Here is a 22,677-nt window from a genome sequence, read left to right on the forward strand (position 1 = left end):
TGGTCCGACGGGAAACGGCCGCGGCCGTGCGGCGGGCGCACGGCGGCCCCGCAAAAAAGGGTGCGAAGCCGGGACGATGATTCGAAAACCCGTATTATCCCGCAAACTGCGCAGGCGCCGGCACCTGGCCGTTCGGCCGGCGTCGCACGCATCGGCCGAACGGCCGGGCGCGGGGATTTTTTGGGCAGCCCGCGCGACGACGCGGCTACAATGTCGCCCATGTCAGATCCCCGCTTCGTCCATCTTCGCGTTCACTCCGAATTCTCGATTGCCGACGGCATCGTGCGCCTCGACGACATCGTCAAGGCGGCCGCCGCAGACGGCCAGGGCGCGCTCGCCCTCACCGATCTCGGCAACGCATTCGGCCTCGTCCGTTTCTACCAGGAAGCCCGCGGCAAGGGCATCAAGCCGATCGCCGGCTGTGACGTCTGGATCACCAATCCGGACGATCGCGACAAACCGTCGCGCCTGCTGCTGCTGGTGAAGGACAAGACCGGCTACCTGAACCTGTGCGAGCTGTTGTCGAAGGCGTGGCTCACGAACCAGTACCGCGGCCGCGCGGAGCTCGACGCGAGCTGGCTCGACGGCGAACTCTCGCACGGGCTGCTCGCGCTGTCGGGCGCGCAGCAGGGCGATATCGGGCTCGCATTCGCGGCCGGTAACGAGGAAGCCGCGCGCCGTCATGCCGAGCGCTGGGCGAAGGTGTTCCCGGGCGGTTTCTACATCGAGCTGCAGCGTTTTGGCCAGCCGGGCGCCGAGGCGTACATCCAGCAGGCCGCGACGCTCGCCGCGTCGCTGAAGCTGCCGGTCGTCGCGACGCATCCGACGCAGTTCATGACCGACGACGATTTCACCGCGCACGAAGCGCGCGTGTGCATCTCGGAAGGCGACATGCTCGCGAATCCGCGGCGCCAGAAGCGCTTCACGACCGATCAGTACTTCCGCACGCAGGACGACATGGCCGCGCTGTTCGCCGACCTGCCGTCGGCGGTCGCGAACACGGTCGAGATCGCGAAGCGCTGCAACCTGAAGCTCGAGCTCGGCAAGCCGAAGCTGCCGCTGTTCCCGACGCCGGACGGCATGTCGCTCGACGACTACCTGGTCCAGCTGTCGAAGGAGGGGCTCGAGAAGCGCCTCGAACAGCTGTATCCGGATGCCGCGGAGCGCGACGCGCAGCGCGACACGTACTACAAGCGGCTCGAATTCGAGTGCGGGACCATCACGAAGATGGGCTTCCCCGGCTACTTCCTGATCGTTGCCGACTTCATCAACTGGGCGAAGAACAACGGCGTGCCGGTCGGCCCGGGCCGCGGTTCGGGTGCCGGTTCGCTGGTCGCGTACGCGCTCGGCATTACCGATCTGGACCCGCTGCGCTACAACCTGCTGTTCGAGCGATTCCTGAATCCGGAACGCGTGTCGATGCCCGACTTCGACATCGACTTCTGCCAGCACGGCCGCGATCGCGTGATCCAGTACGTGAAGGAAAAATACGGCGCGGACGCCGTGTCGCAGATCGCCACCTTCGGCACGATGGCCGCGAAGGCGGCCGTGCGCGACATCGGCCGCGTGCTCGATCTCGGCTACATGTTCACCGACGGCGTCGCGAAGCTGATCCCGTTCAAGCCGGGCAAGCACGTGACGATCGCCGACGCGATGAAGGAAGAGCCGCAGCTGCAGGAGCGCTACGACCACGAGGACGAAGTGCACCAGCTGCTCGACCTCGCGCAGCGCGTCGAGGGCCTCACGCGTAACGTCGGGATGCACGCGGGCGGCGTGCTGATCGCGCCCGGCAAGCTGACCGATTTCTGCCCGCTGTACACGCAGGGCGACGACGGCGGTGTCGTCAGCCAGTACGACAAGGACGACGTCGAAGCCGTCGGCCTCGTGAAGTTCGACTTTCTGGGTCTCACGACGCTGACGATCCTCGACTGGGCCGAGCGCTACATTCGCCGCCTCGATGCGTCGAAGGCCGACTGGTCGCTCGCGCAGGTGCCGCTCGACGATCCGGCGTCGTTCCAGATCCTGAAGAAGGCCAACACGGTCGCCGTGTTCCAGCTGGAAAGCCGCGGGATGCAGGGCATGCTGAAGGACGCGCAGCCCGACCGCTTCGAGGACATCATCGCGCTCGTGTCGTTGTACCGTCCGGGTCCGATGGATCTGATCCCGAGCTTCTGCGCACGGAAGCACGGCCGCGAGAAGGTCGACTATCCGGATCCGCGCGTCGAACCCGTCCTGAAAGAGACCTACGGCATCATGGTCTATCAGGAGCAGGTGATGCAGATGGCGCAGATCATCGGCGGCTACTCGCTCGGCGGCGCCGACTTGCTGCGTCGCGCGATGGGCAAGAAGAAGCCCGAGGAGATGGCCAAGCACCGCGAAATCTTCGCCGAGGGTGCGGCGACGAACGGCCTCACGCGCGAGAAGTCCGACGAGATCTTCGACTTGATGGAGAAGTTCGCGGGCTACGGCTTCAACAAGTCGCACGCGGCGGCCTACGCGCTGCTCGCGTATTACACCGCGTGGCTGAAGGCGCACCATCCGGCCGAATTCATGGCGGCCAACATGACGCTCGCGATGGACGACACCGACAAGGTGAAGATCCTGTTCGACGACTGCGTCGTGAACAACCTCGCCGTGCTGCCGCCGGACATCAACGCTTCGCATTACCGGTTCGAGCCGGTCGCCGAAGCCGACGGCCGGCGCTCGCGCACGATCCGCTACGGCCTCGGCGCGGTGAAGGGCAGCGGCCAGAACGCGATCGAGGAAATCCTGCGCGCGCGCGAGGAAAAGCCGTTCACCGACCTGTTCGACTTCTGCGAGCGGATCGACCGGCGCGTCGTCAACCGCCGCACGGTCGAGGCGCTGATCCGCGCCGGCGCGTTCGATTCGCTGAACGCGAACCGCGCGCAGATGCTCGCGTCGGTGCCGCTCGCGATGGAAGCGGCCGACCAGGCCGCGGCGAATGCGATGCAGGCCGGCCTGTTCGACATGGGGGCCGAGTCGCCGCACGCGCATGCGCTCGTCGACGAACCCGCGTGGGACGACAAGCGCCGCCTGCAGGAAGAGAAGGGCGCGCTCGGCTTCTACCTGTCCGGCCACCTGTTCGATGCGTATCGCGACGAAGTGCGCCGGTTCGTGCGGCAGAAGGTCGGCGACCTGAAGGAAGGGCGCGACAAGCTCGTCGCGGGCATCATCGCGTCGTTGCGCACGCAGATGACCCAGCGCGGCAAGATGCTGATCGCGTTGCTCGACGACGGTTCGGGCCAGTGCGAGATCACGATCTTCAACGAGCAGTTCGAGGCGAACAAGGCGCTGTTCAAGGAAGACGAACTGCTGATCGTGCAGGGGCAGGCGCGCAACGATGCGTTCACCGGCGGCATCCGCTTCACGGCCGACACGGTGATGGATCTCGAACGCGCGCGCAGCCGCTATGCGCAGGCGGTGCGGCTCACGATGAACGGCAACGCGGATGCGGCGGCGCTGCGCCGCGTGCTCGAGCCGCACGTGTCGAAGGACGATCCGGCGGCCGCGCCCGCGGTCGAGGCGCCCGCGCCGCGCGGCGGCGGACGCGACGGCGGCCGTCGCCCGCAGGCACCGCTGCCGAACGGGCTTGCGGTCCAGGTCCACTACAGCAACGCGCGCGCGCAGGGCGAAATGCGTCTGGGCGACGCGTGGCGCGTGAAGCCGAGCGACACGCTGCTCGCGGAGCTGCGCGCGACGTTCGACGGCAGCATCGTCGAAATTACGTACTGACCGCGTCCCCGCCGGACGGTCGTCGCCTGTGCGGCCCGTCGCGTCGCCATCGTGCGGTGCGGCGGGCCGTTTTCATTCTGGCGGGTGCTTGGGGCTGTCATCCGGACGCTATACAATCCGTCGCGCGCGATGCAGATGTACCCCCCGGCCGCAGTCCGTCCGCCGGCCGGCGGCGACATCGCGGGCGTGAAAACGGGGACGGGTCCGCGCGGCACGCGATGCAGCGCGGTGCCGCGGGCGACCACGCGACGAGGCCGGCACGGAGACGCAAGCCCGGATGCCGGTCGGTACGCGACGACAAAAATACCGACAGCACCACCACAACAATGGATAACGGGAAACCGACGGGGCGGATCCTCGTGATCCGGATTGATTTTCTGGGCGACATGCTGTGCACGACCGCTTTTCTCGGCGCGCTGAAACAGCGCTGGCCCGGGGCGGACCTGCACGTGGTCGCGAACCGTTACAACGCGGCCGCGCTGGCCGGCAACCCGGACGTGCACACGGTCCATACGTACGTGTACAGCCGTCAGTGCGAGCGCAACGACCGCCCCGGACGGATGCGCGCGTTCTTCGACCGGCTGCGGCTCGTGCGCCGGCTGCGCCGCCTGCGGTTCGACCTCGTGGTCGTGCCGAACGGCGGCATGCATCGCAGCAGCATCCAGTTCGCGCGGCAGCTCGGTGTGACGGATTGCCGCTGGCACGATGCCGATTCCGAATTCGACGATCGCAAGCCCGAACACGTCGCGTCGCGGCCGATGTGCCATGAAGCGTTGTCGGGATTCCGGCTCGTGCCCGAACTCGGCCGCACCGATCTCGACGGTCTCGCGCTGTCCGTGCACCCGGACCGCGCGCTGCAGGACACGTGGTATCGGCTGCTCGGGCCGCACACGAAACCGCGCGTCGGGCTGTTCGTGTCGAACAAGGCGGCCGAGCGGCGCTGGCCGGCCGATCGATGGCGCGACCTCGGCCGGCGGCTTGCACCGTTCGCCGACGTGATCGTGTTCCGCGATCCCGCCGTGTCGGCCGAGACCGACGCCGATCGCGACGCGTGGCGGGACGTGAATGCCCGGCATGTCGTGCCGTCATCGGTCGCCGAACTGGTGGCCGCCGCGAGCCTCCTCGACGCGATCGTGTCGGCCGACAGCGCCCCCGTGCATCTCGCGTCGGCGCTCGGCGTGCCGGTCGCCGCGCTGTTCGAGGACCGTCCCGAGAAATACCGGCGCTGGCATCCGCTCGGCGTGCCGCACATGATCGTGCGGGCCGGCGCGACGGTTGACGCGATCGGCGTCGACGCGCTCGAGCGTGCGGTGCTTCATCTGTTGACGCCGGCCGGACAGCCCGACGACGCGATCGGCGGCGCACTGCCGCTCCCGGCCGCCACGCTTGCGGCACCCGGGGCCGGCGCGATCGTTTCGTAGCCCCCGGAAGGCAGGTGGCGCCGGCACTGCCGGTACCGCTGCTGGACGGGCAAGCGGGCGCAAGGACGCGCGGTGGCCGCAGGCCCCGCCGCGCCCGGTGCGTTGTTGCCTGCCGCGCTGCCGGCCAGGCGGCGCTGGCCGCCGGCCGCGGCGTGTCGCCGACGCCCGCTGCCCGGCGCCACGCCACCGGCTGCAAAATCCTGTACATTGCGAGCCTTGTCCTGCCAGCTAGACGGAACGATCGCCGTGGCCCTGTTTTCTTCCGCCCGCCCACCCAGAACCATCCTCGTCGCAGCACCGCGTCGTATCGGCGATGTGCTGCTGACGACGCCGCTCGTGCGTTCGCTGAAGGCGCGCTGGCCCGATGCGCAGATCGACATGCTGGTGTTTCGCGGCACCGAGGGCGTGCTGGAGCACAACCCGGACGTGCGGCACGTGATCGTCGTCGCGCAGCGCGCGGGGTTTCGCGAGCGGCTGCGCGACGCGCTGTCGATGTGGCGCCGCTACGATCTCGCGTGCGCGGCGCTCAGCTCCGACCGGCCGCGCTTCTATAGCTGGTTCGCCGGCCGCAAGCGCGTCGGCCTCGTTGATTCGAACCGCGTCACGTGGCTGACTCGAATGATGCTGAACGGCATCGCGATCAATCATCACGAGTCCGCGCATACGGTCGTCAGCACGCTCGCGCTCGCACCGGTGATCGGCATCGAGCCGGTATCCGAGGTCGTCGCGCCGGGCATCGGCGACGATCCCGCGCGACGCGCGCGTTTCGACGCGTGGCTCGCCGAATCGCCGGCGATCCGCGGCGGCAAGCCGCTCGTCGTGCTGCATCCGTATCCGATGTTCCGCTACAAGCAATGGCGGCTCGACGGGTGGGTCGAGATGATCGAATGGCTGCGCGCGCAGGGGTTTGCGATCGCGCTGTCGGGCGGCCCGGCCGATCGCGAGCGCGAGTACGCGGAGCAGGTCGCGGCCGAGGCGGGCGGCGACGTGCTGAACCTGGTCGGCCGTCTCACGTTCGGCGAAAGCGCGGAGCTGGTGCGGCGTGCGCGGCTGTTCATCGGGCCCGATACGGGCGCGACGCACGTTGCGGCCGCGACGGGCACCGACACGATCGCGCTGTTCGGTCCGTCCGATCCGGTGCGCTGGGGGCCGTGGCCGCAGCACTGGCCGGCCACCGAGAACCCGTGGGCGCTGCGCGGTTCTGCGCGGCACGGCAACGTGTGGCTGCTGCAGGGCGAAGGCGATTGCGTGCCGTGCCGGCACGAAGGCTGCGAGCGCCATGTCGACAGCCATAGCGACTGTCTCGTCAATCTCGGCACGCAGCGTGTGAAGGCGGCGGCGGCCGAGATGCTCGGGCTGAATCCGCCGGGCGCCGCCGACGCGGTCATCGATACGTCGCGACTGCATCGCACGCGCTCGGACTGACGCACGAAAGCCGGACGCTTCCTGATTTGAAAGCGGGGAGTGGCGGCACGACGCGTCGACGGCGCGCGTGCGCCGCCGTTGGGCCGAACCGGCGCCAGGCGGCCGCGTACTGCCCGCCGCCTGATGCGTTACGCGCTGCGCCGGATCGCCGACGTTTCGCGCGGCAGCGCTTCGCCGCGCGCGCCGCAGCCGAGCAGGATGCCGGCGAGCAGCACCAGCAGGTGACCTTCGGCGAAATCGAGCAGCAGCGAATTCGCGAGACTGCCGATCGTGAAGATCGCGAGCCACGCGAACAGCAAGTGCCGCGAACGCGGATCGAGCGCGCGGCTGCCGCGCGCGATCTGCACGATCAGGTTCAGGAACAGCAATACGCCGAGCGTGCCGAGCTGCACGGCCATCAACAGGTATTCGTTATGCGGATTCGACGTGAGCTGGCCTTCGGCCGCCGTCTTGCCCGCCGTGAGCTTCTGGAATTCGAACTCGAGGCCGCCCGCGCCGTAGCCGATCACGGGGTGCTGGCGATACAGCTCGAGCCCCTTCTTGTACCACTCGAGACGCAGTCCGGTCGACGTGATCGCATCGCTCTGCCGATACTGCTGCACTTCCGACACGACCTTCACGAGCCGTCCGTTGTTCACCGTGCATGCGGCGGCGACGAGCGCGGCGCCCGCCAGGACCAGCGCACCGGCGGCGAGCCCCGCGAGCAGCGCCGACTGGCGGCGCAGCAGCAGCACGAAACGCACCGCCACGACGAGGATCAGCAGCAACGCGATGACCTGCCCGGTGCGTCCCTGCAGCATCACGAACACGTTGATCAGCGACCACGCGGCGACGCCGGCATACGCGGCACGCGACAGCGCGGTGCGGGCCGACAGCGCGAGGTCGGCCGCCTGGTAGAACAGCAGCGCGCCGAACATGCCGGCCGCGATGTGGTTCTTGAACACCCAGGCGCGCGACAGCGGCAGTTCGGTCCCATGCGCGGGCCCGATCGCGGTCAGCCCGAGATAGTTGGTGGTCGACAGCAGCAGGATCACGCACAGCGTGCCGAACCACGCGCGCCGCACGATCGGCGCCCAGTTCGAATGGCGGAAGGCGAGTACGGCAAACGGCAGCAGCAGCAGCTTGTCGTACTTGGCGACCCAGTTCCACGCCTTCGGGTGCGGCGCGACCGTATAGGTGACGCTCGCGGTCAGCGCCGCGAGGATCAGGAGCGCCGCGAGCGACGCGGGTTCGGTGACGAACGTGCGCAGGTCGCGCCAGAATTCGGGGGAGATGACGAGTGCGGCCGCGAACAGCCCGCAGAACACATTGGTCAGCGCGGTCGAGACGGGCACCATGCAGAGCGCGATGACGGCGAAGGCGCGGGCGGCGGTCAGGCGCCGCGTGGCGGGAGCGGAAAACGAAAGCATCGGAACCTGTCGAATGGACGATTGCGGCATGCGGGCACCGTGCTGCGCGCCGCGCGTCCCGGCGGCACCGCGCGGGACGAAGCGCGCAGTATACGCGAAGCCGCGGGCGTTTCCGTGCCGTTTCCGGGGTCCGATCAGCTGAATGCGCGCTTGATCCGCGAGCGCAGCAGGGCGCGCTTGAGGCGCCCTTCGACGGCCGGCGTGTCGAGCGCGAGGCGTCCGCCGGCCGGCTCGCCGCGATGCAGGTAATAGCGGTCGAACGTGGCCTGCGTCATGCCCCATTTGTTGAGGAACTGGCGGCGGCCGTCGTTCTTGACGATCTTGCCGGTGCTCTTCTGCTGGAAGTGATAGACGAGGCTGTCGCCGACGCCGAGGAAGATCCGGCAGCCGGCGTCCCAGAATTTCATCGAGAAGTCGTTGTCGCTGCTCATCCCCGGCGACAGTTCGCTGCTGTAGCCGCCGATGCGGTTCCACCAGTCGCGGTGCACGAGCGTCGGCGGCCAGGTCGAGCCGAGCCAGTCCGCGCGCGCGAGCCGCGGCGTGGCCGCGACGAGGCCGGCCGCGTCGAACTGGTCGGCGTCGCGGCCGAAATTGCTGACGACGACGCACGGGTTGCGGGTGTCGACAGGCTCGACCATCGTGCCGGACAGCATGAACAGGTCGGTCGGCATCTGTTCGATGCGCCGCACGAGCGCCGTGTCCCACCCCGGGCAGCAGTACATGTCGTCGTTCATGTAGACGACGTAGTCGCGCGATGCGCGCGCGGCGGCCAGGTTCACCGCGTGGCAGATGCCGATGTTGGCCGGCGACGCGGTGTGCTCGATGCCTTCGCTGCGCACCCAGTCGAGCGTGCCGTCCGAGCCGTCGTTGACGTGCACGATAATCTGGTGGTCGTATGCGGAATGACGGCGCAGGCTGTCGACGACGAGCTTGAGGTACGGCAGGTTGTTCCAGGTCGGGATGATGATGGAGAACATGGCGGTCGGATTCGGTGGTCGTCGTGTCGGCGGCGCGTGGCGCGGCGCCGCGCTTGGGTGCGCATGGCGTGCGGGCAGCCCGGCATTGTAACGCCGGGCCGGCGCCTGCCGGCGGCGTCGGGGTGGGGGCAGGGCGGGGGCGCGCTCAGCGGGCCGGTTCGTGGCCGAGCTTCAGGAACCGGTAGTAGACGGTTTCCGCGTTGAACACGGCGATCATGAAGCCCGCGCGGCCGTCGAGAAACCCGCGCCGCAGCAGGTAGGTCCGCACGAACGCCCACGCGCCGCGCGCGAGCGCCTTGCCGAAGCCGCCGCGCTGGCCGGCCGCGCGGCGCTGGCGCGCGCCGGCCGTCGAATACGCATCGAGCTTGCGCACGACGGTTTCGAAATCATCGTACGAATAGTGCATGAGCTTGCCCGGCAGCCGCTGCGCGGGCGTGTCGAACACGAGCCGTTCGTGCACCAGATCGTCGGAGAAGCGGGCGGTGCCGCGCCGGAACAGGCGCGGCACCCAGTCCGGATACCAGCCGCTATGGCGGATCCACTGGCCGCAGAAGCTCGACAGCCGGTCGAGCGCATAGACCTGCGCGGCCGGCGCGCGGATGGCCGCGCGGATCGACTGCGCGAGTTCCGGGCTGACCACCTCGTCGGTGTCGAGCGACAGGATCCAGTCGGTGTCGAGCGCGTCGAGCGCGCGGTTCTTCTGCGGGCCGAAACCGGGCCAGTCGCGCTCGACGATCACGCGGGCGCCGTGCGCGCGGGCGATCGCGACGGTATCGTCGGTGCTGCCGCCGTCGATCACGACGACGTCGTCGGCGAAGGTCAGCGCGTCGAGGCACTGCGCGAGCCGCGCGGCCGCGTTGAGGGCGATGAGGGCGACGCCGAGGGTGGGTTCTGCCATGAAATCGTCGAAAAGGCGGAGAAAACGGTGAGCGGCAGTATACCCGCGCGCCAGCCGGTGGCCGCTTCGGCGACGGCGATGCCGGCGGAGGCGGTACAGCTATAATGTTGGGCCTTTTTCGGCACCCGCCGGACGGGGCGAATCCCGGGCAGCCACGCCCCGGGCGCCGCGTCGCGGCTCAAGAAGGATTGCCTTGGAAACCCAGAACACTCTTCGCAAACCGATGGACGGCACCGGTACGTCGCCGGCCACGGTCCTCAAGCGCCTGTGGCCGTACATCCGGCCGCTCATCGGCATCGTGCTGCTCGCCGTGATGACGATGGGCGTCGTCGCGGCCACGGAAGCCGGGATCCCGGCACTGCTCAAGCCGCTGCTCGACCACGGCTTCGGCTCGCACGGCAGCGACCGCGCGAAATGGTACGTGCCGATCGCGGTGATCGGCCTCGCGCTCGTGCGCGGCGTGTCGCAGTACACGTCCAACTACCTGCTCAACTACGTGTCGAACCGCATCCTGCTGCAGCTGCGGCTCGAGATGTTCCGGCGGATGATCCACACGGGCGCGTCGTTCTTCCAGCGCGAGACCGCGAGCACCGTGATCAACGCGATCGTGTTCGAGGTCAACCAGATCCTGTCGGTGTTGACCGGCGTGATGGTCACGCTCGTGCGCGACTCGCTGACCGTGGTGTTCCTGCTCGGCTACCTGTTCTACCTGAACTGGCGGCTCACGCTGATCGTCGCGGTGATCCTGCCGGGCATCGGCTGGCTCGTCAGCAAGATCAACCGCCGCCTGCGCCGCCTGAACCGCGAGCACCAGACGCTGACCAACGAGCTGTCGTACATCGTCGAGGAGACGGTCGGCGGCTACAAGGTCGTCAAGGTGCACAACGGCGAAGCATACGAGATGGACCGCTTCACGACGATGAGCAAGCGCCTGCGCGGCTATGCGATGCGCATGACGATCTCGGGCGGCCTCGCGCAGCCGCTGACGCAGTTCCTCGCGTCGATCGCGCTCGCGGTCGTGATCACGATCGCGGTCGTGCAGTCGACCAACGACCAGACGACGGTCGGCGGCTTCGTCGCGTTCGTCACGTCGATGCTGCTGGTGATTTCGCCGCTCAAGCACCTGATCGACGTCAACCAGCCGCTGCAGCGCGGGATGACGGCCGCCGAGCTGATCTTCGGGCTGATCGACGAGCCGGCCGAGCCGCAGGGCGGCGGCCGCGCGCTGCCGCACGCGCGCGGCGAGATCGAATTCCGCGACGTGTCGTTCGACTACGGCGCCTCCGAGCGGCCGACGCTCGACCGCGTCTCGTTCAAGGTCGCGCCGGGCGAGATGATCGCGCTCGCGGGGCCGTCGGGCAGCGGCAAGACGACCCTCGTGAACCTGCTGCCGCGCTTCTTCGATCCGACGGGCGGCGCGATCCTGGTCGACGGCGTGCCGGTGGCCGACTACGACATCCACGCGCTGCGCGGCCAGATGGCGATGGTCAGCCAGGACGTCGTGCTGTTCAACGACACGATCGCCGCGAACGTCGCGTACGGGCAGACGCCCGACCGCGCACGCGTGCAGGCGGCGCTCGAGGCCGCGAACCTTGCCGACGCGGTCGCCGCGATGCCCGACGGGCTCGACACGCTGGTCGGCGGCAACGGGATGCGTCTATCGGGTGGCCAGCGGCAGCGGCTCGCGATCGCGCGCGCGATCTACAAGGACGCGCCGATCCTGATCCTCGACGAGGCGACCTCCGCGCTCGACTCGGAATCCGAGCGTCACGTGCAGGCCGCGCTCGAGCGGCTGATGGAAGGGCGCACGACGCTCGTGATCGCGCACCGGCTGTCGACGATCGAGCGCGCGGACCGGATCCTCGTGCTCGAAGCCGGCAAGATCGTCGAAGAGGGCAGCCACGACGCACTGCTGCGCCACGGCGGGCTGTACGCGCACCTGCACCGGATCCAGTACCAGCAGCAGGCGGCGTGACGTCGGGTCACGCCGGTGTGCTAGTCTTGATCGGGCAGGTGCGGTTGTTCCAGTTGTTTCCGGTTCGACGTGACAACACGGAGGGAAGGACAATGAGGAAGATGCACGGGATGATGCTGGCCGCGCTGGTCGCGGCGGGTTTCGCAGCGCCGGTCGCGATGGCTCAGGATCACGGCAACTACGACAACCACGGGGACCACGGTAATCACGGCATGCAGCGCGGCCACGGCCCGAAGCACATGCCGCCCGGCCAGATGCGCCACGAAGACGACGTGCCGCCGCGCTGGGCCGACCAGCCGCGTCGCGAATGGCACAAGGGCGACCGGCTGCCCGGCGAATTCCGCGATCGCCAGTACGTGGTCGAGGACTGGCGCGGCTACCACCTGAGCGCGCCGCCGCGCGGTTATCAATGGGTTGGGGTCGGCGGCGACTACCTGCTCGTGCAGATCGGCTCGGGCATCGTGCTGCGGGTCGGCCCGTAACGCTTCCTGCCGATCATCGATTCGTCCGGTTGCCGGGGCGTGCGACCCGGCAACCGCGTCACTTGTCCTTGTCCGCCGTCCGGCGGAACCAGCGTCGCTCGATCCGCGACATCGCCCAGCACACCGTCAGCGCGCAGACGGTGCCGAGCGCGACTTCCCCGAGCCGCATCAGCGGAATGTCCCATAACGGGCCGTTGCCCGGAAACAGCAGCACGATCGTCGCGGTGACGCCGCCGAGCCGCGCCGCGCTGCCGACGTTCAGGCACCAGCAGCTGACGATCGTGATCGCGACCGCAAGCGCATAGGCGACGAGGCGGTCGCCGCCGAGCGCGGCACCCGCGAAGCCGACCAGGCCACCGATCATCGCGCCGATGAACTGGTCGCGCGACAGCGACATCGTGTCCGAATAGTTGTGCTGCGTGACGGCGATCGCGGTGATCGCCGCCCACACGGCCTGCTCGGTGTGCAGCGCGCGGCCGATCGCATACGCGAGGCACGCGCCGCAGACGGCCTGCAGCGCCATCAGCGCGCCTTGCGTGAGCCGTTCGCCGAAGGTCAGCCCCTTGAACAGATCGAAGATCGACTGCTGGATCTGCTGGCGGGCTTCGTTGAGTGTCCTGATGGTATCCATCGTGTCGGGCCAGGAAGCGGGTGCGGTGCGCGTGCGTCAGGGCGCCTGTTCGGAAGACGCGGCGGCCGGTTCGTCGGCGGTCGCGTCGCCGTTGTCGACGCGCGTTTCGGGCATCGCGAGCCAGACGAGCAGCACCGCGAGCGTGCCGGCGGCGGCGAGCCCGAAGAAGCTGACCGCGTTGCCGAAGTGATCGGCGATATAGCCGGCCACGGCCGTGCTGAGCGTCGCGCCGATCCCGGCCGCGAGCCCGAACAGCCCGATGCACAGGTTGTAGCGGCCCTTGCCGCCCGCGACGTCGGCCGCGATCAGCGGCAGCATCACGCCGAACACGGCCGCGCTGATGCCGTCGAGCATCTGCACCGGCACGAGCAGGTACGGGCTGCTCACGCCGGCGAACAGCAGCGCGCGCACCGGCAGCGCCGAGAAGCCGAGCAGCAGGATCGGCCGGCGTCCCCAGCGTTGCGCGGAGCGGCCGACCCACGGCGACAGCATCGCGACGATCGCCTGCGGCACGATGATGCACGCGGCGATCACGAGCTGCACGTTTTCGCCCATCCCGGCCGTCACTTCGCCGGCCGCGAGGTTGAGCATCGCCGCGTTCGACAGGTGGAACAACACCACGCATGCCGCGAAGATCAGCATCCTGCGATCGCGCAGCAGTTCGAGCAGCGTTTCGCGTTCCTCGCCTTCGTCGTGATCGTCGGGCTTCGACGAATGCGGGATCACCTCGTGCGTCGGCTGGATCATCGCGAGCGCGAACAGTGCGGGCAACGCCAGCACCGCGGTCAGCCAGAACACCGCGCGCGCGGAGAAATACTCGCCGGTGAGCCCCATCAGCCCTGCCGCGACCGCGCTGCCGATCGACGCCCAGCGTGCGTTGCGGCCGAGCCGGTCGCCGAGGTCGGCGCGGCCGACCAGCGAGAACGAGATCGCGGCCATCGCCGGCACGAGCATGCAACTCGCGAAGCCGTGGAATACTTCGGCCGCGATCACCGGCACGATCGTCGGGCTCGACGCGAGCAGCACCGCGGACAGGATGATGGCCGCGATCGCCCACGCGGCCGCGCCTTTCTTGTTCTTCAGCGCGTCGACGGCGGCGCCGCCCGGCACCTGGCTGACCATCGCGCTGATTGTGCCGATCGACAGCACCATGCCGATCTCGCCCTGCGTCCACTTGTGCGACGCGAGGTAGGACGCGATGAACGGACCGAACCCGGTTTGAACGTTTGCAACGAAAAAGTTGAGCCAGTCGAGGGCTCGAAGACTGCGAACGCTGACGGAATGCTTGATCGTCATCGGGTCGCACTCGCAGACGAAGCCGGTGCCGGGGCAACGGGCGGGTAGACCGCGACGATCGGCCTGTCGGCCGCGTAGGGCGGCGACGCCTTGATCTGCGCATCGTTCAGGTCGAGCTGCGGATGCAGCGCCTTGTCGCGCGTGACGAAGCGCAGCGCGCCCCAGCTCGCGGCGATCGAACGGCGGTCGGTATTGACGAGTCCGCCCAGGTCGAGCACGACAGCCTGCGGCTGCGCGGCGCGGTCGATCAGCACGTCGACGACGCGGCCGATCTTCGTGCCGTTCGGGCGCTCGACCTCGCTGTCGAGCATCGGCAGTCGCGTCGCGGGCGATGCAGCGGCCGAACCCGACAACGGCACGGCCTTGGGCCGCGCGGCCGGGGGCAGGTCTCCCGACGGAACGTCGAGCACGATCGGCTCCTGTTTGCCGCCCGGCGTGAAGCGGAACACGTTCCACGGGAAGATGACCTTGCGGTCGCCGATGCCCATGAAGCCCTGCAGGTTGACGATCATCTCGCGCGGCTTGCCGCTCGCGTCGGCCACCATGTCGACCGCGCGGCCGATCACCTTGCCGTTGCGGCGCGCGACTTCGCTGTCGAGCAGCGCATGGATCTGGGTGCGCTCGAGCGTGCGCGTCGCGACGAGCGGGGCCGGCGGCGGAGGCGGCGGAGTCGGCGTTTCGGGGCGCTGCACGGGCTTCGGCCGGACCACCTCGCGGTGCGGCTTCTTCGGCGCTTCCGGTTCCTCAGGCTGCGTCGGCGCGGGCACGGGCGGCATCGTCAGCGGTTCGCCGGCGGCTTCCTCGATGGGTTCGACGAGCGCCTCGCTGATCGGCGCGGGCGGATTCTGCGTCGGCAGCAGCCCGCAGCCGGACAGCAGCGCGGCGGCTGCGAGAACGAGGAAGACCGTCGAGGACGGGAACGACATGCGGGATGCGGGAAACGGAAGTCCGCCGCTCATTGACACTCACTCCATGGGTCGGGGGCGGGCCCGGAGGCTCGCGGCTGGCGATGGATGGCGGGTGCGGGCGGCGCACCACGCGAGGTGAGAGTTTAACGTGTCTTCCTTTCAGGACCGATTTATGCGGAAGACCGGGCGCGGGACGACGGGGAAAGATCGAGGATCGATCGCAAGGCGGGCGGCGTCGGGTGCCGCAACGAGCACGGCGCCCGGCCGTCGACGACGGGACGGGCGCCGCACGGGCTGCCGGTGTGGCGTTACTTGACCAGCGCGCCGAGCGTCGTCGTCACGGGGGCGAGCAGGCCGCCGCCGGTCCTCGACAGCGCGCCGGTACCGCTGCCGCCCGTCAGGCCGCCGACCGGCGAGCTGCCGGCCGCTGCCGTCACGGTGCCGACCGCCGACGCGAGCGCGCCTGCCGGGTTGCTGCCACCCGTCGTGCCGGCGAGCGCGCCCGTCGACAGGAGCCCCGTCACCGGGGCGAGCGGATTCGTCGCGGCGGCGCCGCCGCCTTGCAGGGCGGTGCCGGCGGTCGCGACCGTGTTGCCGGTCGCGGTCACGACGTTGCCGACGCCGGTCGTGACCGGATTGTTGCCGGTATTCGCGAGTGTCGTGCCGGCGTTCGCGACGCCGTTGCCGACGGTCGTCACGAGGTTCGTCAACGGCGCGCCGAGCGGCGTGCTTGCCGCGACCGTCTGCGTGACCGAGCCGACCGTCGTCGTGATCGGCGTGATCGCCGAGCTGGCCGCGCCCGTCACTTGCGCGACCGGGCCGGTCGACAGTTGCGTGCCGAGCGTCGCGCCGCCGCCCGCGATCGTGTTGCCGAGCGTCGTCACGGCACCGCCGACGGGCGACGTGACCGGCGCGAGCGGCGCCAGGGCCGAACCGCTGGCGCCGAGGCTGGACACGACGCCGCCCGTCGCGGCGACGGCCTGGCCGAGGTTCGTGACCACGCCCCCCGTGCTCGCGACCGTCGTGCCGACCGGATTCGGCGACGCGCCGAGCTGGCCGAGGCCCGAGCCGAGGCCGGTGCCGAGCGTCGTGACGGCCGCGCCGACATCCTGCACGACCGTGCCGAGCCCCTGCGTCGTGGCGGGATTCGTGCCGGGCAGCGACTGCGCCGCGATCGCCGTGCCGACGCCCGATATGGCGCCGCCGCCGGCCGTCACGATGTTGCTCGACGCCGCGGTCGTCTGGCCGACCCCATTGGCCGACGTGCCGCTCGCGCTGTTGCCCGCGCCGCCGGTCGACGCCGTCGTGTCGCCGGACCCCGATCCGGAGCCGCCGGTGCCTTGGCTCAGCGAGCCGGAGCCGCCGCACGCGGACAGCGACATCAGCGCCGCGGCGCCGGCCGCGATCATGATCATTCGGAGTCCTGCTTGATGGGTGGTGCGCGTATTCATGTCGTCCTCGTCTCGATTATGGAAATGGATCAGGCGGCTTTCGTGTGCACCGATGTGTCGTCGCTGCGGAAGTGAAGCGGCGCGCGCATGGTTGTTGTCTCCCTGATTGACCTGTCGCCGCGTCGCATATTCGCCTGAACCGGAACCCGGAGCGCTTGCAGGACGAACCGTTTGCATTCTTTCGTCTTGCTTGCCGATCGTGCCGGAAATCACCGGATTCGTGTGATCAGAGTAGGGCGGTCGGCGCGAGTCGTCTTTTAATGATCGTTAAATTGAAGTAGGCGTCCGATTCACTGCCGGAATCGGGGTAATCACGGTCGACGCGAGGCGAGTCGTGTGATGAGGGGGAGGGAGGGGGAGGGGGCGCCTGCCTGGCCCGCCATCGTGGCGGGCAGGCGCGGGCGCTGCCCGAGGAGCGGAGCTGGAACGTCAGGCGTCCGGATACCACGCGTCGGTGAATTCGCTGACCCGGACGTCGGTCAGTTCCGGACGTGCGGCCAGCCAGGCGCGCACGTTCTCGCGGTCGGCATCGGTCGTCGTGCCGCGCGGCGCGCCGGAGATCACATAGGCGCCGATCCCTTCGTCAGCGGATGCGACGGTCAGCAGCCCGTTCGCTTCGACGTAATCGATGAACGAATCGATCAGTTGGCCGCGCTCGAGGTCGGTCAGTTCGTTGCGATATTGCGCGGTCGCGTTGAACGCGAGTTCCTGGAACTCGGCGATGTGGAGTTTCTTGCGCTGGCGGCGGTTGTGGCGTTGGCTCATGGTGTGACGTGTGAATGAAAGGTGGGAAAGGATAGCGCGGCGGCGGGTGCGTGCGCCATATCGACGTGCCGCGCAGCCCGCGCCCGCAGCGAAAGGGGCGAGCGTTGCGCCGTCGCGATATGGTGTTGTCGCGCGATTGCTTCAGGAAACCATTGTTAAACAATTGCTCGATGTGGTTTTCACGGTGTGGCCTGGCCCGGTGGCGCACTGTACGTATGACTCGAATGATACAGGGATGGCGAGCCTCTTCGGCTTTGCTAAGGTCAGCGGCTATTCGAACAACAACGAGGGCCGCATGTCGGACAATCGCTATTCGTACAATGGTCGCGTCGATCTTACGCCGGGAGATCTGTTTTTCTGGATCGCGGTCGATGAGATCCAGATACGCGTCGGGTTTGATGACCTGGCAGCTGCTGCGGCCATCTTGCAAGGTCAAGCCGATGTACCGGCCCCCGGAAAATTCGCTTCGGCCACCAAGGGCACATCGGTCGCGTCAATCACTGCGCGCAAGCTGTTGCCGATTCGGATGAGAATGCGATTGCCAATGATCATGTCGGTGGGCGCTCACGGCGTACGTATCGCGTCCACGAAGAATCTCGGCGCATGGGTTGGCCGATCCATTCCCGTGGTCGGGGAAGTTTTCCTGGCCGCCGACGCGGTCGCAATCATGTTCAACACGGTGCGTCGGTATAACGGCATCGTCAAACCAGAAAACAGGGTGTTCTGATCGTGCCTACCGATATGTGGGAAAAGCTGGCTGCCTTCACGCGCGAAGAGCTTGGCCGTCCGTTGTTCGGCGGCAAGTTGCGGATCGAACCGTCGTCACGTCTCGAAGAGGATCTGCGCGTGACGGGAATCGACGCAATCGAATTCATCGACAAATGGGCGGAAACGTTCGGTGTGCATGCGGCCGACTTTCCTTACGACCGCTACTTCGGCCCTGAGGGGCAGGAGATGGTGGCGACGTTTCTCGGGTTGTTTTCCGAGCGTTACCGCAAGCCGCCGCGTGTGGCCCTTACACTCGGCATGCTGGAAGAAGCGATGCGCATCGGCCGATGGGATACGGACGCGATCGAGCGCGCTGCACGAGACCACGTCGCCCGCGGGAAATGAACAATCGAATCGGCGAAATGCAAAAAGCCCGCTTGCTGTCGCAAAGCGGGCTTCGATGTTGGTTGCGGGGATAGGATTTGAACCTATGACCTTCGGGTTATGAGCCCGACGAGCTGCCAGACTGCTCCACCCCGCGGCGCGAATTATAGTGGCACTGCTGCGGTGCGTCAAACGGTCTGTGAACCACATTGGACTCGAGCGACCGTGCTTCGCCCGCCAGGGGGTGTTCGCTTACGTTGCCTGAGCCCTCGAAGATCGGCGAGATAACCGATATTTTTGCTCGACGCCCGCAGCAAGGGTTGGCGGCGATCTCCCTGTTCGGAGATCGCCGCGGATCACCCTACATCAACACGATATCGTACTGCTCCTGGCTCAGGTTCGACTCGACCTGCAGCGACACCGGCTTGCCGATGAAGTCGATCAGCATCGCGAGATGCTGCGATTCCTCGTCGAGGAACAGGTCGATCACCTGCTGCGCGGCGATCACGCGGAATTCGCGCGGGTTGAACTGGCGCGACTCGCGCAGGATCTCGCGCAGGATGTCGTAGCACACGGTGCGCGACGTCTTCACCTGGCCCTTGCCCTGGCAGGTCGGGCACGGCTCGCACAGCACGTGCGCGAGCGATTCGCGCGTGCGCTTGCGCGTCATCTCGACGAGCCCGAGCTGCGAGAAGCTGTTGACCGTCACGCGCGTGCGGTCGCGCGACAGCGCCTTCTTCAGCTCCGACAGCACCGCGTCGCGATGTTCGGCGTTCTCCATGTCGATGAAGTCGATGATGATGATCCCGCCGAGGTTGCGCAGCCGCAGCTGCCGCGCGATCGTATGCGCGGCCTCGAGGTTGGTCTTGAAGATCGTGTCGTCGAAATTGCGCGCACCGACGTAGCCGCCGGTGTTCACGTCGATCGTCGTCATCGCCTCGGTCTGGTCGATCATCAGGTAGCCGCCCGACTTCAGGTCGACGCGGCGCGACAGCGCGCGCTGGATCTCCGTCTCGATGTTGTACAGGTCGAACAGCGGCCGCTCGCCGGTGTAATGATGCAGCTTCGGGCTCACCGCCGGCGTGAACTCGCCCGCGAATTCCGCGAGGCGCTGGTACGTCTCGCGCGAATCGACCTGGATGCGCGTCGTGTCGTCGTTCGCGAAATCGCGCAGCACGCGCTGCGCGAGATCGAGATCCTGGTACAGCAGGCTCGTCGCCGGCAGCCGCTGCGCCTGGGCCACGATGGTCGCCCAGGTCTTGCGCAGGTAGGCGACGTCGCCGGCCAGTTCGTCGGAGGTCGCGTCCTCGGCGATCGTGCGCACGATGTAGCCGCCTTTCTCGTCCGGCGGGATCACGGCGGTCAGCCGCGCACGCACGGCCTCGCGCTCGGCCTCGCTCTCGATCTTCTGCGAGATGCCGATGTGCGGCTCCTGCGGCAGGTAGACGAGCGTGCGGCCCGCGATGCTGACTTGCGTCGACAGTCGCGCACCCTTCGTGCCGATCGGATCCTTGATCACCTGGACCATCAGCGTCTGGCCTTCGAACACGGTCTTCTCGATCGGTTGATGCGGCGCGCCCGACTGCGGTTCGCCGGCGAGGCGCGGATGCCAGATGTCCGCGACGTGCAGGAATGCCGCGCGTTCGAGGCCGATGTCGATGAACGCCGACTGCATGCCGGGCAGCACGCGCACGACCTTGCCGAGGTAGATGTTGCCGACGCGCCCGCGCGACAGCGTGCGCTCGACGTGAAGCTCCTGCACCGCGCCTTGCTGGACGAGTGCGACCCGCGTTTCCTGCGGCGTGAGGTTGATCAGGATTTCTTCGTTCATGGTGCGATTCAGAAGGCGACGCGCGCGATGCGCAGCAGCGCGGCAGTCTCAAAAAGGGGCAGACCCATGATACCCGAATGGGAGCCGTCGATTCGCTCGATGAATTCTGCCGCGCGTCCCTGGATCGCGTAGGCGCCGGCCTTGCCGAACGGCTCGCGGGTGTCGACGTAGCGTTCGAACGCGTCGCGCGGCGCGGCCGAAAAGCGCACCGACGAGCGCGACAGCGCGGGCGGGAGCAGCTCACCGTCGGCGCCGATCACCGCGACGGCGGTCAGTACCTCGTGCTCGCGGCCCGCGAGGCGGGTCAGCATCGCGAGCGCGTCGTCGGCATCGGCCGGCTTGCCGAGGATCGCACCGTCGATCGTCACGGTGGTGTCCGCAACCAGCACCGGCGCGGCCGGCTTGCCGCTCGCGACGAGGCGCGAGCGCGCGGCCTCGGCCTTCGCGACGGTCACGCGCTGCACATAGGCATCGGCGGCTTCGCCAGGCCGTTCGGCTTCGAGCGCCTCGGCGTCCTCGTCGGGGCGCGGCAGCAGCAATTCGAAGCGCACGCCGATCTGCTGCAGCAGCTCCTGGCGGCGCGGGCTTTGCGAAGCGAGATAAAGGGTCGGGAAAAGGGCAGGGGGCGTGCTGGACGGCATGGTGTCGTTATCTCGTTGAGCGCGCGCGACGCGCGTCCGAGGACGACACGTCATGCGCGGTGATAGGGGTGATTCTGCGTGATGCTCCACGCCCGGTAAAGCTGTTCGGCAAGCAGCACGCGCACCATCCCGTGCGGCAGCGTCATGCTCGAGATGCGCAGCAGCACGTCGGCGCGCGCTTTGAGTTCCGGATCGAGCCCGTCGGCGCCGCCGATCACGAACGCGACGTCACGGCCGTCCTGCTGCCAGCCGGGCAGCGCTTGCGCGAGCTGCATGGTGGTCCAGTCGCGGCCGCGCTCGTCGAGCGCGACGATGCGCGCGCTCTTCGGCAACGCGGCCTCGATCTTCTGCCGCTCGGCCGCCATCACGCTTTCCGCGCTGCGGCCGCCCGAACGCAGTTCGGGCTTGATCTCGCGCAGCTCGATGCGCAGCTCGGGCGGCATCCGCTTCGTGTACTCGTCGAAGCCGGACGCGATCCAGCCGGGCATCTTGTGGCCGACCGCGAGGATGAAAAGCTTCATCGGGACGACTCGCTGTGACTCAGCGGCGACGGGCCGCCGTCTTGCGCGCCGGGCGTGCGGGCGCTTCTTCCTCGTCGTCCTCGTCTTCGCTGGCCGTCGCGAAACCGTTCGGGCCCTTGCCGCCGCCGAGCTTCATCCGCACGGGCTTGTCGCCCCAGATTTCCTCGAGGTTGTAGTACTGGCGCAGCGCCGGTTGCAGGATGTGCACGACCGCGTCGCCGCAGTCGACCAGCACCCATTCGCCCGTGTCTTCGCCCTCGGAGCTGACGATGTCGCCGCCGGCTTCCTTGACCTTGTCGCGCACGCTCGACGCGAGCGCCTTGGTCTGGCGGTTCGACGTGCCCGACGCGACGATCACGCGGTCGAACAGTTCGGTCAGGTGGCTGGTGTTGAACACCTTGATGTCTTGCGCCTTGATGTCTTCGAGAGCGTCGACGATCACGCGCTGCAGTTTGCGGATATCCATGGAATCAGGAATGGTAGAGACGATGTTGAAGAATATAGGCCCAGACGGCGGCCGGCACATGCTCGGCCGACGCGTCGGGCATTTGCGCGTGACGCGCGATGCATTCGCGCAGGTGTGCACGGATGTCGGTTGCGGCGATATCGAACGCCAGCGTCGTGTCGATCAGCAGGTGACCGGCTGGCGTCGCTTTCAGCACGTCGGCGCCGGCCTGCCGCCGCGCGATTTCCCGCGCGACGTCCGGCGGCGCCGCGCCGAGGTCGAAGCCCGGGCGCGTCGATGCGCAGACGTGCGCGTAGTCGAACAGCTTGCGCCAGTCGCGCCAGGTGTCGAGCCGCACCAGCTGGTCGGCGCCGATCAGCAGCGACAGCGACGCATCGGGGCCGATCCGCTCGCGCCAGCGCGCGAGCGTCTCGACCGTATAGGTCGGTCCCGCGTGCTCGATCTCGTCGGTCGCGACGGTGACCGTCACGCCCGGCAGGGACAGCGAGCCGGCAGCGGCGCGCGTCATCGCGAGCCGATGCTTGGCGGCCGACACGTCGCGCTTCTGGTACGGCTGCCCGGCGGGCAGCAGCGCGAGCTCGGTCAGGCCGAGCACGTCGGCGAACCGCCGCGCGAGCGCGAGGTGGCCGTCGTGGATCGGGTCGAACGTGCCGCCCAGCAAGCCGATACGACGTGACAGCGGCTGCGGGGCGGGGCGGGCGGTGGTGTCCAGAAAAACGTGTCCTGTTCTTGAGG

General features: G+C 68.3%; 20 protein-coding genes and 1 tRNA gene. 7 read left to right on the forward strand and 14 right to left on the reverse strand.

Annotated elements, in window-relative coordinates; translation table 11 throughout:
• The first annotated feature begins 219 nt into the window (after positions 1-219).
• From dnaE to DIE23_RS12960, 3 genes are all read left to right on the forward strand, one after another.
• Entirely contained in the window at positions 220-3,753 is a 3,534-nt protein-coding gene (dnaE, locus tag DIE23_RS12950) for a DNA polymerase III subunit alpha (protein ID WP_124612484.1), read from the forward strand.
• 326 nt (positions 3,754-4,079) lie between these two features.
• Positions 4,080-5,174 carry a glycosyltransferase family 9 protein gene (locus DIE23_RS12955; RefSeq protein ID WP_124612485.1) on the forward strand — a complete coding sequence of 365 codons (1,095 nt, stop codon included), beginning with the start codon at positions 4,080-4,082 and terminating at the stop codon, positions 5,172-5,174.
• Between the two features lie 246 nt (positions 5,175-5,420).
• Positions 5,421-6,599: a glycosyltransferase family 9 protein gene (locus tag DIE23_RS12960; RefSeq protein ID WP_124612486.1), complete on the forward strand. Its 1,179-nt coding sequence runs from the start codon at positions 5,421-5,423 to the stop codon at positions 6,597-6,599.
• A gap of 128 nt (positions 6,600-6,727) precedes the next feature.
• Here the strand turns inward: DIE23_RS12960 and DIE23_RS12965 are convergent, their stop codons facing one another.
• The 3 genes from DIE23_RS12965 to DIE23_RS12975 all read right to left on the reverse strand — a co-directional run bounded on the left by DIE23_RS12965 (position 6,728) and on the right by DIE23_RS12975 (position 9,883).
• Positions 6,728-8,008 carry an O-antigen ligase gene (locus DIE23_RS12965; RefSeq protein WP_124612487.1) on the reverse strand — a complete coding sequence of 427 codons (1,281 nt, stop codon included), beginning with the start codon at positions 8,006-8,008 and terminating at the stop codon, positions 6,728-6,730.
• 134 nt (positions 8,009-8,142) lie between these two features.
• Positions 8,143-8,985 carry a glycosyltransferase family 2 protein gene (locus DIE23_RS12970; RefSeq protein ID WP_124612488.1) on the reverse strand — a complete coding sequence of 281 codons (843 nt, stop codon included), beginning with the start codon at positions 8,983-8,985 and terminating at the stop codon, positions 8,143-8,145.
• Positions 8,986-9,130: 145 nt separating this feature from the next.
• Positions 9,131-9,883 carry a glycosyltransferase family 2 protein gene (locus DIE23_RS12975; RefSeq protein WP_124612489.1) on the reverse strand — a complete coding sequence of 251 codons (753 nt, stop codon included), beginning with the start codon at positions 9,881-9,883 and terminating at the stop codon, positions 9,131-9,133.
• A gap of 223 nt (positions 9,884-10,106) precedes the next feature.
• Here DIE23_RS12975 and msbA point away from each other — a divergent pair, with 223 nt between their 5' ends.
• Both msbA and DIE23_RS12985 read left to right on the forward strand, forming a co-directional pair.
• A complete protein-coding gene (gene msbA, locus DIE23_RS12980) occupies positions 10,107-11,858 on the forward strand; it encodes a lipid A export permease/ATP-binding protein MsbA (RefSeq protein WP_260436052.1) in 1,752 nt (583 codons plus the stop codon).
• A gap of 92 nt (positions 11,859-11,950) precedes the next feature.
• Positions 11,951-12,340: an RcnB family protein gene (locus tag DIE23_RS12985; RefSeq protein ID WP_124612491.1), complete on the forward strand. Its 390-nt coding sequence runs from the start codon at positions 11,951-11,953 to the stop codon at positions 12,338-12,340.
• Between the two features lie 58 nt (positions 12,341-12,398).
• On the opposite strand, the gene DIE23_RS12990 is transcribed toward DIE23_RS12985, so the two are convergent.
• The 5 genes from DIE23_RS12990 to DIE23_RS13010 form a co-directional block, all read right to left on the reverse strand.
• Complete coding sequence (locus tag DIE23_RS12990) at positions 12,399-12,971, reverse strand: aromatic acid exporter family protein (RefSeq protein WP_124612492.1); 573 nt, start codon at positions 12,969-12,971, stop codon at positions 12,399-12,401.
• 36 nt (positions 12,972-13,007) lie between these two features.
• Entirely contained in the window at positions 13,008-14,267 is a 1,260-nt protein-coding gene (locus DIE23_RS12995; protein WP_124612493.1) for an MFS transporter, read from the reverse strand.
• Positions 14,264-15,226, reverse strand: coding sequence for a PRC-barrel domain-containing protein (locus DIE23_RS13000; protein WP_124612494.1), 963 nt, complete (start codon positions 15,224-15,226; stop codon positions 14,264-14,266). The genes DIE23_RS12995 and DIE23_RS13000 overlap by 4 nt, the downstream gene beginning before the upstream one ends.
• Positions 15,227-15,483: 257 nt before the next feature.
• The gene (locus DIE23_RS13005; RefSeq protein ID WP_124612495.1) at positions 15,484-16,626 is read right to left on the reverse strand and encodes a collagen-like triple helix repeat-containing protein; all 1,143 of its coding nucleotides are present in this window, start codon (positions 16,624-16,626) and stop codon (positions 15,484-15,486) included.
• A gap of 429 nt (positions 16,627-17,055) precedes the next feature.
• Positions 17,056-17,391, reverse strand: coding sequence for a YggL family protein (locus tag DIE23_RS13010; RefSeq protein ID WP_124612496.1), 336 nt, complete (start codon positions 17,389-17,391; stop codon positions 17,056-17,058).
• Between the two features lie 295 nt (positions 17,392-17,686).
• Here DIE23_RS13010 and DIE23_RS13015 point away from each other — a divergent pair, with 295 nt between their 5' ends.
• Both DIE23_RS13015 and DIE23_RS13020 read left to right on the forward strand, forming a co-directional pair.
• A complete protein-coding gene (locus DIE23_RS13015) occupies positions 17,687-18,118 on the forward strand; it encodes an STM2901 family protein (RefSeq protein WP_124612562.1) in 432 nt (143 codons plus the stop codon).
• A gap of 2 nt (positions 18,119-18,120) precedes the next feature.
• Positions 18,121-18,504, forward strand: a complete 384-nt coding sequence (locus DIE23_RS13020) for a DUF1493 family protein (protein ID WP_124612497.1) — start codon at positions 18,121-18,123, stop codon at positions 18,502-18,504.
• Positions 18,505-18,563: 59 nt separating this feature from the next.
• Here the strand turns inward: DIE23_RS13020 and DIE23_RS13025 are convergent.
• From DIE23_RS13025 to DIE23_RS13050, 6 genes are all read right to left on the reverse strand, one after another.
• Positions 18,564-18,640: transfer RNA gene (locus DIE23_RS13025), tRNA-Met, on the reverse strand.
• 204 nt (positions 18,641-18,844) lie between these two features.
• Positions 18,845-20,314, reverse strand: a complete 1,470-nt coding sequence (rng, locus tag DIE23_RS13030) for a ribonuclease G (RefSeq protein WP_124612498.1) — start codon at positions 20,312-20,314, stop codon at positions 18,845-18,847.
• Between the two features lie 8 nt (positions 20,315-20,322).
• Positions 20,323-20,955, reverse strand: coding sequence for a nucleoside triphosphate pyrophosphatase (locus DIE23_RS13035; RefSeq protein ID WP_124612499.1), 633 nt, complete (start codon positions 20,953-20,955; stop codon positions 20,323-20,325).
• 50 nt (positions 20,956-21,005) lie between these two features.
• Positions 21,006-21,476 carry a 23S rRNA (pseudouridine(1915)-N(3))-methyltransferase RlmH gene (gene rlmH / locus DIE23_RS13040; protein WP_124612500.1) on the reverse strand — a complete coding sequence of 157 codons (471 nt, stop codon included), beginning with the start codon at positions 21,474-21,476 and terminating at the stop codon, positions 21,006-21,008.
• Positions 21,477-21,495: 19 nt separating this feature from the next.
• Positions 21,496-21,942 (reverse strand): ribosome silencing factor, encoded by a 447-nt coding sequence (rsfS, locus tag DIE23_RS13045; protein WP_124612501.1) that lies wholly within the window; start codon positions 21,940-21,942, stop codon positions 21,496-21,498.
• A gap of 4 nt (positions 21,943-21,946) precedes the next feature.
• Positions 21,947-22,654 carry a nicotinate-nucleotide adenylyltransferase gene (locus DIE23_RS13050; RefSeq protein ID WP_124612563.1) on the reverse strand — a complete coding sequence of 236 codons (708 nt, stop codon included), beginning with the start codon at positions 22,652-22,654 and terminating at the stop codon, positions 21,947-21,949.
• Positions 22,655-22,677: the final 23 nt, after the last annotated feature.

The sequence above is a fragment of the Burkholderia sp. Bp9143 genome (assembly GCF_003853645.1).
Classification (GTDB): domain Bacteria; phylum Pseudomonadota; class Gammaproteobacteria; order Burkholderiales; family Burkholderiaceae; genus Burkholderia.